This window comes from Actinomadura hibisca NBRC 15177 (assembly GCF_001552635.1).
Taxonomy (GTDB): Bacteria; Actinomycetota; Actinomycetes; order Streptosporangiales; family Streptosporangiaceae; genus Spirillospora; species Spirillospora hibisca.
This window is the reverse complement of the sequence record NZ_BCRO01000088.1, coordinates 41,915-54,632: the sequence shown is the minus strand read 5'-3', so window position 1 is coordinate 54,632 and position 12,718 is coordinate 41,915. Positions and strand designations below refer to the sequence as shown.

General features: G+C 73.8%; 13 protein-coding genes. 7 read left to right on the top strand and 6 right to left on the bottom strand.

Translation table 11 applies throughout. The features are described from left to right. Positions 1–227 precede the first annotated feature (227 nt). Positions 228–1,421 carry a trans-sulfuration enzyme family protein gene (locus AH6_RS33820; RefSeq protein ID WP_067488358.1) on the top strand — a complete coding sequence of 398 codons (1,194 nt, stop codon included), beginning with the start codon at positions 228–230 and terminating at the stop codon, positions 1,419–1,421. Between the two features lie 15 nt (positions 1,422–1,436). Here AH6_RS33820 and AH6_RS33815 read toward each other — a convergent pair whose 3' ends face one another. After that, the gene (locus tag AH6_RS33815; RefSeq protein ID WP_067488356.1) at positions 1,437–2,099 is read right to left on the bottom strand and encodes a helix-turn-helix transcriptional regulator; all 663 of its coding nucleotides are present in this window, start codon (positions 2,097–2,099) and stop codon (positions 1,437–1,439) included. Positions 2,100–2,193: 94 nt separating this feature from the next. On the opposite strand from AH6_RS33815, the gene AH6_RS33810 reads away from it, so the two are divergent. Together AH6_RS33810 and AH6_RS33805 are read left to right on the top strand one after the other, a co-directional pair. Continuing rightward, complete coding sequence (locus tag AH6_RS33810) at positions 2,194–3,060, top strand: aldo/keto reductase (protein WP_067488355.1); 867 nt, start codon at positions 2,194–2,196, stop codon at positions 3,058–3,060. Positions 3,061–3,131: 71 nt separating this feature from the next. Beyond that, the gene (locus AH6_RS33805) at positions 3,132–3,752 is read left to right on the top strand and encodes a PadR family transcriptional regulator (protein WP_067488353.1); all 621 of its coding nucleotides are present in this window, start codon (positions 3,132–3,134) and stop codon (positions 3,750–3,752) included. A gap of 100 nt (positions 3,753–3,852) precedes the next feature. On the opposite strand, the gene AH6_RS33800 is transcribed toward AH6_RS33805, so the two are convergent. Further along, positions 3,853–4,557: a maleylpyruvate isomerase family mycothiol-dependent enzyme gene (locus tag AH6_RS33800; RefSeq protein WP_067488351.1), complete on the bottom strand. Its 705-nt coding sequence runs from the start codon at positions 4,555–4,557 to the stop codon at positions 3,853–3,855. A gap of 75 nt (positions 4,558–4,632) precedes the next feature. Here AH6_RS33800 and AH6_RS43045 point away from each other — a divergent pair, with 75 nt between their 5' ends. Next, positions 4,633–5,115 carry a COG4315 family predicted lipoprotein gene (locus AH6_RS43045; protein ID WP_169807956.1) on the top strand — a complete coding sequence of 161 codons (483 nt, stop codon included), beginning with the start codon at positions 4,633–4,635 and terminating at the stop codon, positions 5,113–5,115. 20 nt (positions 5,116–5,135) lie between these two features. Here the strand turns inward: AH6_RS43045 and AH6_RS33790 are convergent, their stop codons facing one another. Further along, on the bottom strand, positions 5,136–6,107 hold the full coding sequence (locus AH6_RS33790) for a diacylglycerol/lipid kinase family protein (protein ID WP_067488349.1): 972 nt from the start codon (positions 6,105–6,107) through the stop codon (positions 5,136–5,138). Positions 6,108–6,338: 231 nt separating this feature from the next. Here AH6_RS33790 and AH6_RS33785 point away from each other — a divergent pair, with 231 nt between their 5' ends. Continuing rightward, complete coding sequence (locus AH6_RS33785) at positions 6,339–7,277, top strand: alpha/beta hydrolase (protein ID WP_169807955.1); 939 nt, start codon at positions 6,339–6,341, stop codon at positions 7,275–7,277. A gap of 68 nt (positions 7,278–7,345) precedes the next feature. After that, entirely contained in the window at positions 7,346–8,257 is a 912-nt protein-coding gene (locus AH6_RS33780) for an amidohydrolase family protein (protein ID WP_067488344.1), read from the top strand. Positions 8,258–8,263: 6 nt separating this feature from the next. Here AH6_RS33780 and AH6_RS33775 read toward each other — a convergent pair whose 3' ends face one another. The 3 genes from AH6_RS33775 to AH6_RS33765 all read right to left on the bottom strand — a co-directional run bounded on the left by AH6_RS33775 (position 8,264) and on the right by AH6_RS33765 (position 10,754). Further along, the gene (locus AH6_RS33775) at positions 8,264–9,268 is read right to left on the bottom strand and encodes a cation diffusion facilitator family transporter (protein WP_067488343.1); all 1,005 of its coding nucleotides are present in this window, start codon (positions 9,266–9,268) and stop codon (positions 8,264–8,266) included. Next, on the bottom strand, positions 9,265–9,654 hold the full coding sequence (locus AH6_RS33770; RefSeq protein WP_067488341.1) for an ArsR/SmtB family transcription factor: 390 nt from the start codon (positions 9,652–9,654) through the stop codon (positions 9,265–9,267). Before AH6_RS33770 ends, AH6_RS33775 begins: the two co-directional genes overlap by 4 nt. Positions 9,655–9,734: 80 nt before the next feature. Beyond that, positions 9,735–10,754, bottom strand: a complete 1,020-nt coding sequence (locus tag AH6_RS33765; protein WP_067488340.1) for a DUF6777 domain-containing protein — start codon at positions 10,752–10,754, stop codon at positions 9,735–9,737. A 188-nt stretch (positions 10,755–10,942) separates the two neighbouring features. Here AH6_RS33765 and AH6_RS46825 point away from each other — a divergent pair, with 188 nt between their 5' ends. After that, positions 10,943–12,709, top strand: coding sequence for a serine/threonine-protein kinase (locus tag AH6_RS46825; RefSeq protein WP_067488337.1), 1,767 nt, complete (start codon positions 10,943–10,945; stop codon positions 12,707–12,709). The last annotated feature ends 9 nt before the right edge of the window (positions 12,710–12,718 follow it).

Below are 12,718 nucleotides of genomic sequence, written 5' to 3'. Positions count from 1 at the left end.
GGCCCTTATATTCTTCGCTACGGCTAGCACGGGCTACGTGATCATCCACCGATCTCGGTGGTTCCAGCGGCCCCGCAGCCCAGCGCCCGCATCAGCACAGCGGTCCGGGGACAGGCATGACAGGCATCTCGCATCGCGCCGAGCCGCGCCGAGCCGAGCCGAGCCGACCAAGCCAATAGCCCCGATTGGCCCTATTCGCTCAGCTGAGACGGCTACAAGCTGGAGGTATGGACAACCTGCACCCCGACAGCCGAGCCGTCCACCCGCCCGTCGTGGACGTCCCCGCCACCAGCCGTCCCGTCGGCACTCCCATCTACCAGACCCACATCTTCACCTTCGACGACTCCGACGACCTCGCCAACACCTTCCACGGGCCCCCGGAAGGCAGAGGCTACGTCTACAGCCGTTACGGCAACCCCACCGTCCAGGCGTTCGGGCAGGCCGTCGCCGAGATGGAGGGCGGCGTGGCCGCGTTGACGGCCGGGTCCGGGATGGGGGCGGTCAGCGGCGTGCTACTGGCCCTGCTCCAGTCCGGCGATCACGTCGTCGCGCAGCGCTGCCTGTACGGCGGCACCATGTCGCTGCTCGGTGACCTGACCGAGCGCTGGGGCGTCACCGTCGATCACGTCAGTGGCAACGACCCCGAAGAAGTCCGCGCCGCGCTGCGGCCCGAGACGCGGCTGCTGATCCTGGAGACCATCGCCAACCCCACCACCCAGGTCGCAGACCTGCCCGCGCTGGCGGCCGTCGCACGCGAGGCGGGCGTGACCGTGCTCGTGGACAACACCTTCGCGACGCCGCTGCTGTGCCGTCCACTGGAGCACGGCGTGGACATCGTGCTGCACTCGGCGACCAAGTACCTGGGCGGGCACGCCGACGTCATCGCGGGCGTCGCGGTGTTCGCCGACACCGAGCTGCACGAGCGCGTCTGGAAGCGCATGATCGACCTCGGCTCGGTGCTCGACCCGCATTCGGCGCACCTGCTCCTGCGCGGTCTCGCCACGCTCCCGTTGCGCATGCGGCGGCAGGGCGACAACGCCCAAGCCCTCGCCGAACGGCTCGCGCGGCATCCGGCCGTGACGCACGTCGCCTACCCCGGCCTGCCCGACCACCCCCAGCACGAGCTGGCCGGACGGCTGCTGGACGGCGGCTACGGCGGCGTGCTCTCCTTCGAACTCGCCGGAGGGCGCGAGGCCGGGCGGGTGCTCGTGGAGGCGTTGCGGCTGGTGTCGCTCGCGCCGTCGCTGGGCGACGTGCGGACGCTCGCGATGCACCCGGCGTCCACCTCCCACAACATGCTGGACGCGGCGGCGCTCGCGGCCGCCGGCATCAGCGAGAGCACCGTGCGGCTCTCGGTGGGCATCGAGCACCCCGACGACCTCTGGGCCGATCTGGAGCAGGCCCTCACCAAGGTCTCCTGACCGATCGACGGACCGCTAGTTGATCAGGCCGAACTCGTGCGCGCGCAACCCCGCCTGGAAGCGGGAGTCGGCGTCCAGCAGCGTCAGGATCTCGGCCACCCGGCGCCGGTAGGTGCGCAGCGACAGGCCGAGCCTCGGGGCCGCCCGCTCGTCCTTCAGGCCGCTGCCCAGCATCCGCAGGATCTCGCGGCTCTGGTCCGACAGCGCGGGCGGCCGGGTGCGCCGGTAGTCGGTCAGGTCGGTGGAGTTCTCCCACGTCGCCCAGTACAGCGACAACACCCCGGCGACCACGCCCGGCGTCCGCACCACGGTGTACTCGCGCACGCCCCGCACGGGCTCCCCGGCGAGGATCGCCACGCGGTCGTCGATGACGATCGTCTCGTGCGGGATCGGGGCCTGGCAGATGCGGACGCGCGCGCCGTGCCGTTCCAGCTCGACCAGGTGCCGTTCGGACTCCTCGTCGGCGAGGGCCTGCGGGGTGTAGAGCTTGTAGGGAGCGGGCCAGTCCGCCGACGTGCGGCGGGTGACGGCGATCTGCTCGCGGACGCCGGGCATCACCCAGGTCTTCATATCGGTGGCCGCGCACACGAACGTCTTGCTGGCCTCGGCGAACAGCGGCCCGGCGCGTTCGGCCAGCTCGCGCTCACCGCGCAGCACGATGTTCTGGTCGGAGTTCATCGCGGCCAGTCTCCCCAGCGGGAGGCGCCCGGGTCAATTGGCAGCAAGATGTCACCGGCTCGTCCCGCACCGGGCCGCGCGGCAGGGTGGAGGCATGACGAAGAACAACGAACCCGGCACCTTCCGGCTCGGCGGGGACCTGACGGTCGGCCGCCTCGGATTCGGCGCGATGCGGCTGCCGGTCTCCCAGTTCGGCGGCGAGCCCAACGACCGCGGCACCGGCCTGGAGGTCCTGCGGCGCGCCGTCGAGCTGGGCGTGGACCACATCGACACCGCCGCCTTCTACTTCCACGGCGGCCTGGCCGCCAACGACATGATCCGCGAGGCGCTGCACCCCTACGGCGACGGCCTGGTCATCGCCACCAAGGTCGGCCCGTACAAGGGCCCCGACGACCTGGTCCCCAGCGGCGAGCTGGCCGCCGGGGACCTGCGCGCCGAGGTCGAGCGGAACCTGCGCGAGCTGGGCCGCGACAGCCTGCACCTGGTCTACCTGCGGGTCGGCGGCATGGACGAGCCCGGCGGCCGGTCGATCGCCGAGCGTTTCGAGGTGCTGGCCGGGCTGCGCGAGGAGGGCCTGATCCAACATCTGGGCGTCAGCCACGTCAGCCTTGACCAGCTGGACGAGGCCCGCGCGATCGCGCCGGTCGCGGCGGTGCAGAACCGCTTCGACATCACCCAGCCCGCCGACACCGCGATGTTGCGGGCCTGCGAGGAGAACGGCATCGCCTACGTGCCCTACTTCCCGCTGGGCGGGTTCGGGCTGCCCGACGACGACCGCGTCAAGCAGGTCGCCGCCCGGCACGGCGCGACCGTCGCGCAGACGCTGCTGGCGGGGCTGCTGGCGCTGTCCCCGGTGATGCTGGCGATCCCCGGCACCAGCTCCCCGGCGCACCTGGAGGAGAACATGGGCGCGCTGAGCGTGCGGCCGACGCCGGAGGACCTGGAGCTGTTCCGGTCGTAGGGGCGGCCCTGGCGTGGAACCGCCCCGCGCCAGGCCCCCTACCCTGGGACCGGGGACGGCGAGGGGGGACGATGTCGGCGACGCGGCTGCTGGTGCTGGGCGGGGTGCGCGGGTTCGGGCGCGCGCACGGGTACGAGGTCCGGCGCACCCTGCTGTCGTGGGGGTCGGACGAGTGGGCCAACGTGAACCCCGGCTCGATCTACCACGCGCTCAAGCAGCTCACCAAGGAAGGGCTGCTGCGCTCCCACGAGGTCGCCGAGAACGCGGCGGGGCCGCCGCGCACCGACTACGAGATCACTCCCGAAGGCGACGCCGAGTTCGGGCGGCTGCTGCGGGAGGCCCTGGTCACGGTGGACGTGCGGCGGCCCGAGCTGCTGACGGCCGCGCTCGGCTTCCTGACCGAGCTGACGCGCGAAGAGGCGATCGAGTTGCTGCGCCGGCGGCTGGACGGCCTGGCGGCCTACCGTGCCGAGATCGCCCCGCACCTCGGGCGGGACCCGGGCACCGACCACCTCGACGAGCTGCTCGGCTGGTGGGTGTACTCCGCCGACGCCGCCGCCGAGTGGACGCGGGGACTGATCGAGCGGCTGGCGGACGGCGCGTACGTGATGGCGGGCGAGGACGCCGGGCAGACGGACGCTGTGGGTGAGGACGCCGGACGGACCGGCGCTGCGGGTGAGGACGCCGGTTAGGCCGATCGGGCCGGGCAGGCCGATCGGGCCGGGCAGGCCGATCGGGCCGGGCAGGCCGATCGGGCCGGGCAGGTAAGACCAGGCGAACCAGATAGACCGGTCAGGCCAGGCACACCAGTGCCGAGCGCAGCGACGCCGGCAGCGAGTGATCGTCCGGTAGGCGGCCCACGGTGGCGTCGGCGAACTCGGCCGCCGTCAGCTCGGCGGACTCATCCTCCAGCTGCACCCGGTAGCCGCCCGGAACCTGCACCACCTGCACCGGCGCGTCGTTCTCGCCCAGCGTGAAGACCCCGAACTCCGCGCGCCACGCGGCACGTCCCGGCTGCTCGCCGGGGTCGACCAGCGCGCCCACGTCGTCGGCGTGCGTGGCGTACTCGACGCAGTAGTGGAAGGTCTGCAACCCGACCGGGTAGGGCCCCGCCATCGTGGCGAGCATGGCGTCGGCGCCCAGCTCCCGCATCCGGGCGCGGGTGTCGCCGTTGGTGCGCCGCCACTCGGCGAGCACGTCGGCGACCGGCAGGTCCCGGCGCGTGCGGACGCACCAGTCGTTGAACCCGGCGAGGTCGGCGACGCCCTCCTTCTCCAGGCGCGCGAACAGGCCGTCCAGATCGTCGTCGAGGCAGGCGTGGTTGTACAGCTCCTCGCCCGCCAGGTGGGCGAGGACGTCGCGCACCGACCAGCCCGCGCAGCGCGAGGGGCGGTCCCAGTCGTCGCCGGACAGCCCGGCGAAGTGCGCGTCGAGCCGGGCGGCCTCGCTGTCGAAGATGTCGAAGGGGTTGGCGGCCGGAGGTTCCTGTGCGTCCATGGGCCTATGCCTGCCCGGTTCGGCGGCGTTGTGAACCGGAACGGCGGCGGACCTGTGACGACGTGCGGAGGCGCGATGCGCAAGCGGCTGGTGGCGGGGACGATCGTGCTGGTCATGGCGGCCGCGGGCTGCTCGGGCGACCCCGACCAGGAGGACATGGCGACGCCCGGCAAGACGTTGCCGGTGTACCAGGGCGGCCCGGCGCTGGTGCAGGTCGGGACGACGGGGCGGGGTCCGGCGCTGGTGGACGGCCTGGGGCGCGCGCTGTACCTGTTCGACCGGGACGGGGAGGGGCGCTCGCGGTGCTCGGGCGACTGCCTGGAGATGTGGCCGCCCTACCTGACCGACGGCCCGCCGAAGGCCGGGCCGGGCGCGCGGCGGGAGCTGCTGGGGAGCGTCGGCCGGGCGGGCGGCAAGGAGCAGGTGACCTACGCGGGGCATCCGCTGTACCGCTACGACAAGGACATGGCGCCGACTGACTCGGCCGGGCACGACGTGTGGGACCACGGCGCGGAGTGGTACCTGGTGACGGCGGGCGGGACGCGCGTGCCGGACTGATCGGGCGGCCGCGGGGCCGGTCAGGTGTCCACGAACGACTGCGGGACGATCACCCGCAGCGCGTTCCCGCGCAGCCGGATCGTCACCGGCGTGCGCCCCCGGATCTCGCCGTCCACGTCCACCGCCATCGGCGGGTCGGTCGTCACCCGCACCCGGTCGGTCGTCAGGAACGTGTCGTCGTCCAGCGACCGCCACTGCCCGGTCAGCACGTGCCGCATCGTCGCCGACGCCAGCCGCAGCCGGTGGCGGTCGCCCAGCCGGTACACCGCCAGCAGCCGGTCGTCGGGGCTGGCGTCGCGGGCGATGCGCTGGCCGCTGTGGTGCGCGCCGTTGGCGATGTTGAGCTGGTGGGTGGTCATCTCGTGCGTCTCGCCGTCGATCTCCACCTCGGCGCGGAACGGCGCGTGCCGGGGGAGCTGCCACGCCGCCGTCAGCGCGTAGGCGGCCCGGCCCAGCACCGCCTTGAGCCGGTGCGGGACGTGCTCGGCGACCTGCACCGACAGGCCCAGACTCACCATGTTGGCGAAGATGTGCTCCCGGTCGCCGGAGGCGTCGGCCGGGTCGCCGGTGCTCTCGAACCAGCCCACGTCCACGTCGGCGACCTTGCCGTCGCGCAGCACCGCCACCGCGCCGGGCAGGTCGAGGGGCAGTTCCAGGCTGCGCGCGAAGTTGTTGGTGGTGCCGAGCGGCAGCACGCCCAGGGCCACGTCGCGGTGCGCCAGGTTGCCGACGGCCTCGGCGACCGTGCCGTCGCCGCCGCCCACCACGACCAGGTCCGGCTCCTTGGCCAGGACCTCGGCGAACAGCTCGGGCAGCCGTTCCGGATCGGTCACCGGCAGGACCTCGTCGAACTCCAGGCCCGCCTCGCGCAGCAGCCGCCGCGCCTCGGCGTACCGGCGCCGGCCCCGCCGGGACCGGGAGTTGACGACCAGGACCGCACGGCCCCGGCCCGGCTCCCGGATCACCGCTTCCAGTTCGGGTTTGCTGCGCATCGTGAAGATCGGTCTCCCTCCGTTGCGGCCACCCTACCGGCCGGTCGGGAGCGGTCTCCGGGCGGCGTGACCGGAAACCCGGCCACATATTTTATAAAACGGTTACTCTGCGTTGAAACGCCCTGAGAAGTGGGGACATTCCTCACAAGGAAGTATGCGGGAATCCGGGGCGTGAATATGTGGCGGAGAGTGGTGATCGGGGCGGGAATCATTACGGGAATCGCAGGGGTCGTGGCGACCATCGCCCCGGGCGGGACCGGCGCGGCCCCGGCGCCCGCCGGCGACGGCGCCGCCGTGGTCGGCGAGCGCCGCCGCAGCACCCGCGTCCTCGACCTGGCGGTCCGGTCGCCCAACCTGCCCGGCGTCGCGCACGTGCGGCTGCTGCTGCCGCCCGGCTGGTCACCGGACGCCGACCGCACCTGGCCGGTCTTGTGGTTGCTGCACGGCGTGTGCGGCCAGGGGCACACCGCGTGGACCGACAACACCGACCTGGAGCGCCGCACCGAAGGGCTGGACGTCCTCATCGTCCTGCCCGACGGCGGTTGCGCCAACTACAGCGACTGGTGGAATCGCGGCGCGGGTGGGCCGCCGAAGTGGGAGACCTTCCATCTCGCCGAGTTGCGGCAGATTCTCGAACGCGGATATCGCGCCGGAACCGCCCGCGCGATCGCGGGGAGCGGCCTGGGCGGGACGGGCGCGCTGGCGTATGCGGCCCGTCACCGTGGCCTTTTCCGGGCGGCGGCCTCTTTCAGCGGCACGCTGGACCTGCTGCACCGCGACCCGGCGGCGCTGGACGGGCCCGACCTCGTCGAGCTGTCGGTGGCGGTGGGCCGCCCGGCGGCCGACTGGCGCGCGCTGTGGGGCGACCCGTGCGAGCAGCGGGTGGTCTGGCGGCACCACAACCCCTACGATCTGGCCGACCGGCTGGCGGGCGTCCGGCTGTACCTGAGCGGCGGCGACGGGACGCCGGGCCCCTACGATCCGCTCCCGGGGCGCGGGCCCGACGCGGTGGAGGCGCTGGCCTGCCGGACGGGGCAGGCGTTCGCCGCGAAGCTCGCCCGGCTGGGCATCCCGGCGGCGACGCACTTCTACCGGGGCACGCACGGCTGGCCCTACTGGGAGCGCGAGCTGAACGCGGCCCTGCCGGTGTTGCTGGCCGAGATCATCTGAACGCCGTCCGGCCGGTGCTGTTCGCCGAGGTCGTCTGAAGGCGTGGTGCCGGGGCTAGGGTCCAGAGCGTGACTGAATCGCGTTCTGTTCCCGGGCCCGCCGCCGACGCCGACGTTCCCGCCTTCTGGCGGGCGCTCGGCCTGCCCGGTCTCATCGACGTGCACGTGCACTTCATGCCGCCGCGCCTGATGGAGGCGGTGTGGGAGTACTTCGCCGAGCCCGGACCGCTGATCGGGCACGAGTGGCCCGTCCGCTACCGCGAGCCGGAGGAGGCGCGGATCGCGCGGCTGCGGGACATGGGCGTGCGCGCGTTCTCGTCGCTGGCCTACCCGCACCGGCCCGGCATGGCCGAGTCCCTCAACGGGTGGCTGGGCGGCTTTGCCGAGCGGGTGCCCGAGACGTTGCGCACCGCCACGTTCTTCGCCGAGCCCGGCGCGGACGGCTACGTGCGCCGCGCCCTGGACGAGGGCGCCCGCGTCTTCAAGGCGCACCTCCAGGTCGGCGGCTTCGACCCGCGCGTCCCCGAGCTGGACGGCGTCTGGGGCGCGCTCGCCGACGCCGGGACGCCGGTGATCGTGCACGCCGGGTCCGGGCCGGTCGCCAACGGCTTCACCGGGCCCGGCCCGTTCGGCGAGGTGCTGGCCCGGCACCCCCGGCTCACCGCGATCATCGCCCACCTCGGCGCGCCCGAGTTCGACGGCTTCTTCGCGCTGGCCGACCGGTACGAGCGCGTCCGCCTCGACACCACCATGTCGTTCACCGACTTCTCGGGGCACTCCCTGGGCGGCTTCCCCGAGTCGCTGCTGCCCCGGCTGCGCGAGCTGGGGCTGGACGGGCGCGTCCTGCTCGGCACCGACTTCCCCAACATCCCCTACCCCTACGCCCACCAGCTGGAGGCGCTGGCGGCGCTGGGGTTCGGGGACGCGTGGCTGCGCGCGGTGTGCTGGGAGGGGGCCGCCAAGCTGTTCGACCTCCAGTAGGCGGGCTCAGTGGTCGCAGCCGGTGCGGCCGATGTGCTCGTGCGGCTCGTCGGCGTCGGCCGCCACGTGGCGCGGGCCGTGCGGGTCCTCGCAGTGGAAGCGGTCGTCCACGTGGTCGACCTCCAGCGTGGTGTGGGTGATGCCGTAGGAGGCGCGCAGCACCTCCTGGAGGTCGCGGCGCACCGCGTGGCAGTCGCCCTTCGGCTCCACCAGCACGTGCGCCGACAGGGCCGGGTAGCCGGAGCTGACCTCCCAGACGTGCAGGTCGTGGACCTCCTGGACGCAGGGCCGCTCGGCCAGGCGCGAGCCCAGCTCGGTCGGGTCGATCCCGGCCGGGGCCGCCTCCATCAGCACGCGCCCGGCGTCGCGCAGCAGGCCGTAGCCCGCCTTGAGCATCAGCGCCGCCACCACCAGCGAGGCGATCGCGTCGGCCCGCGCGAACCCGGTCGTCCACACCACCAGGCCCGCGATGGCGGTGGAGATGAACGCGTACAGGTCGTTGAGGATGTGCTGGAAGGCGCCCTCGACGTTCAGGCTGGACCGGTTGGCCTTGCTGATCAGCCAGGTCGCCGCGATGTTCACCGCGACCCCGGCCAGCGAGGTCCAGAACACCAGCTGGCCGTTGACGGCGGGCGGGTCCACCAGCCGCCCGATGCCCTCGTAGACGAAGTAGGCCGCCAGCAGCAGCAACGTCAGGCCGTTGAGCTGCGCCGACAGGATCTCCGCGCGGCGCAGGCCGTAGGTGTAGCCGCCCTTGGGCGGGCGCGCGGCGATCCGCATCGCGATCAGCGCCAGCATGATCGCGACGGCGTCGGTCAGCATGTGCGCCGCGTCCGACAGCAGCGCCAGCGAGCGGGCGACCAGGCCGATGACGACCTCGCCGGACATGTAGGCGAGGATCAGCGCCAGCGCCGCGGTCAGGTAGCGGCGGTCGGCGCCCGCGGTCACGCCGTGCCCGTGGCCATGGCCGTGACCATGGCCCTGCCCGCCGGTCTCCGGTGCCTCCCTCATCGAGCTTCCTCCTGGTGGCCGAAATGGGTGAGGGCGAGGTCCAGCAACATCCGCACGTGCGAGTCGTCCAGCCGGTAGTAGGCCATCCGCCCGGCGCGGCGCACCCGCACCACGCGTCCCGCGCGCAGCAGCCGCAGCGCGTGCGAGACCGCCGACTCCGACGCGCCGCAGGACGCCGCGATGTCGCACACGCACATCTCGCCCCCTTCGAGCAGTGCCGTGATGACGCGCAGCCGCCCCGGGTCCGCCAGCAGCCCGAAGACCTGGGCCAGCTCGGCGATGGACTCGGGAGCCGGCAGCGCCGCCGTCACCATGGCGACCTTCTCAGGATCGACCATCCGGGTCACGCACCCGTCGGCGGCCGTGACGTCTGAAGCACTGTTCATATGAGCAAATATAGGGCATGCCGCCGGACGCGCCGACGCCGGGACCCGTCCGGGCCCCGGCGTCGGCGCGTTCGCGCAGGTCAGGTGGAGGTGGGCCGCTCCGGGCGCGGCGGGGCCAGCGAGACGGGCTGCGGCGGCGACGCCTCGCCGTTGGGCTCGGGCGTCACCGGGTCGGCGGCGGGCTCGCTCGGGGCCACCGGCTGCGGCTCGGGGTTGGCGGCGCCGCCCCCGCCCGTGGTCGGCTCCCCGGAGGCGGGGGCGCTGGGCGGCGGCGCCTCGCTCGGGACGGCCGACTGCGACGGCGGCGGCTCGGTGCCCGGCGCCACCGGCTCGCTGGCGGGCGGGGACTCGCTCGGGCCGGACACGCCGCTGGGGGACCCGCCGGGCGCGGCGCTCTCGGTCGGCGGCGGCGGGGTCTCCGGGCCGTCGGACTCGCCGGTGGTGGCGGCGGGGCGGCTGAAACCGGTGGTGCCGTCCGGGGCGACGAGAACGAAAGTGGAAATTGGGCCTTTGTCGGAATCGCGGGGCAGGATCACCGTGACCTTGCGCTCGCTGAATCCCTCCCAGGACGGGCCGGAGTAGGACGATTCGCGCACGGAGATCTTCTTGTCCGGCGCGGTGAGCGGATTGCCGCAATTGCACTTGACGAGCGGCGCGCCGAATTGATCGACCATGACCCCCATTCCGGCCTGGAGCACCGCCGGGGCGCTGGTGGCCCGGCCCTCCCGGTAGCCATGGTTGGTCACCAGGGTGTCGGTGCGCAGCAGCACCGGCGTCAGCTTGGTCACGAACCCCGCGATGCCGGCCGGCTCGATCCGGTGCACGCTCGCCCAGGCCCGCGCCTTGTCCGGGTTGGCCTGCAGGAACGCGATCAGGCGTTGCGGGTCGCAGCCCTTGGTGCGGCGCGTGCCGCCGTACAGGCCGGGCTGGTCGCCGGGCCGGGCGCCGCCCGCCTGGGGGCTCGGCCGGATCCCCTGGCTGTCGGAGCCGAGCATCACCGTGTACGGATCGGGGCCCGGCGCGCCCACCGTCAGGCGCGCGATCGTCGCCCCGGCCTCCCGGCAACCGGTCAAAGTGGCGGCGATCATCACCAGGGCCACGAAGGGCGCGATAAGAACTCTGTGCCCGGTAATTCGGGAATTGATCTCCGACATGTGCCATCTCCCCCTAGCGGCCGACCTAACCTATACTCTTTGATGCCGCGGCAGAGCATTTTGTGCCCCGTCGAACATTCGTAATTTCGTTACCAGCCGCCGGGCGGGGCCCGGCGGTTCCACGGGGGATGCACATGGTGAACCCGCTGCCCCTCGGGCAGGCCGATCCGCGCCGCCTGGGCGGGTACGAGGTGACCGGCCGGCTCGGCACCGGCGGCCAGGGCGCGGTCTACCTGGCCCGGCCGGACGACGGCGGCCCCCAGGTCGCGATCAAGCTGCTGCACACCCGGCTGCTGGGCGACCGGCAGGCGCGGGCGCGCTTCGTGCGGGAGCTGGCGATGTTGCGGCGGGTGGCGGGCTTCTGCACGGCGCAGATCCTGGACGCCGACATGGACGGCGACCAGCCCTACATCGTCAGCGAGTTCGTGCCCGGCCCGTCGTTGCGCGAGCTGGTCCGCGACCGGGGGCCGCGGGTGGGCGCCGACCTGGACCGGCTCGCGGTCACCTCGGTCACCGCGCTGACCGCCATCCACGGGGCCGGGATCGTGCACCGCGACTTCAAGCCGCAGAACGTGCTGATCGGGCCGGACGGGCCGCGCGTCATCGACTTCGGCATCGCCCGCGCGCTGGACGCGGGCTCCACGGTGACCAGCCAGGTCGTGGGCACGCCCGCGTACATGGCGCCCGAGCAGTTCACCGGCACGTCGGTGGGCCCGGCGGCCGACCTGTTCGCCTGGGCGGCGACGCTGCTGTACGCGGCGACGGGCCGCGACCCGTTCGCCGGGGGCCCGCTGCCCGCCGTGATGTACCGCATCCTGCACGACACCCCGGACCTCGACCCGCTGCCGCCGCAGCTCGCCGAGATCGCGGCGGCGTGCCTGGCGAAGGACCCGGACGAGCGGCCGTCGGCGGAGCGGGTGCTGATGTGGCTGCTGGGGGACCCGGAGTCGTCGGGCAGGCGCGCGGTCCCGCCGCGCGAGGCCGCGCCGCCGATGCCGGGGGCGGCGGCGGTGGGGCCGCTGGCGGGGGCCGACGACACGACCGAGCCGGTGCCGCGGGGCGGGCGGCCGGGCCCGGTGCCGGAGGACTGGGAGACCTCTCCGTCCGGTGATCCGCGGTCCGGGCAGCCGGCCGGGTGGCCGGCCACGACGGCGGGGCGGACGGAAGCGCCGCCGGTGCCGTCGGGGCATCTCGGACATGCGGGGCAACGCCGGGGCACGGCCGCCGCGCCTGGAGAGGCGCTCGATCCGCGAACGCGCGGCGACGAGTACCGCCCCCGCCTGTCGCCCGAAGAGATGACGCCGTCGTGGCAGGCCCTTCCCTACGCGCCGGGCGAGGGACAGGTGCCCGCGCAGTCCGCCGCACCACCGGAGGAGCACGTCCCGGGGGCGGGGGCGCAGGGAGTACCCGGACAGTGGGCCCCGTACGGGCAGGCGGGGTCTTCGGAACGGGCGGGCGCCTTCGGGCAGCCAGGGACCGACGGCCGGCAGGAGCCGTCCGCGCGGCCTGCGGGCCCTGGCCGACGTCGGCGGTCGCGGGCGCTGCTGGCGGGACTGCTGCTGGCGGGGCTGCTGGCGTCGTTCGACGTGATCGGGGCCGCCGCCGTGGTGGCCAGCCCCGATCTCAGCAACGGGCGGGGCGGGCAGTGGTTGCTGCTCACCGGGGCGTCGCTGGTGGCGCTGGCGGTGGTCACGCTGGTGGGCGTGGTGCTGGGCTGGCGCGGCAGCCGCCCGGCGGTGTGGACGGTGCTGGTCGCGCGCGTGTTGCGGGTCGTGGTGTGGGGCGCGTGGAGCATGGTGGTCGTGGTGCGGACGCCGGACCTGGCGCTGCAGGCGGGTCTGACGGTGCCGGTGGTGCTGCTGCTGGCATGGGGAATGCGCGCCCCGGCACCGCCCCGCTGACGGCGGTGA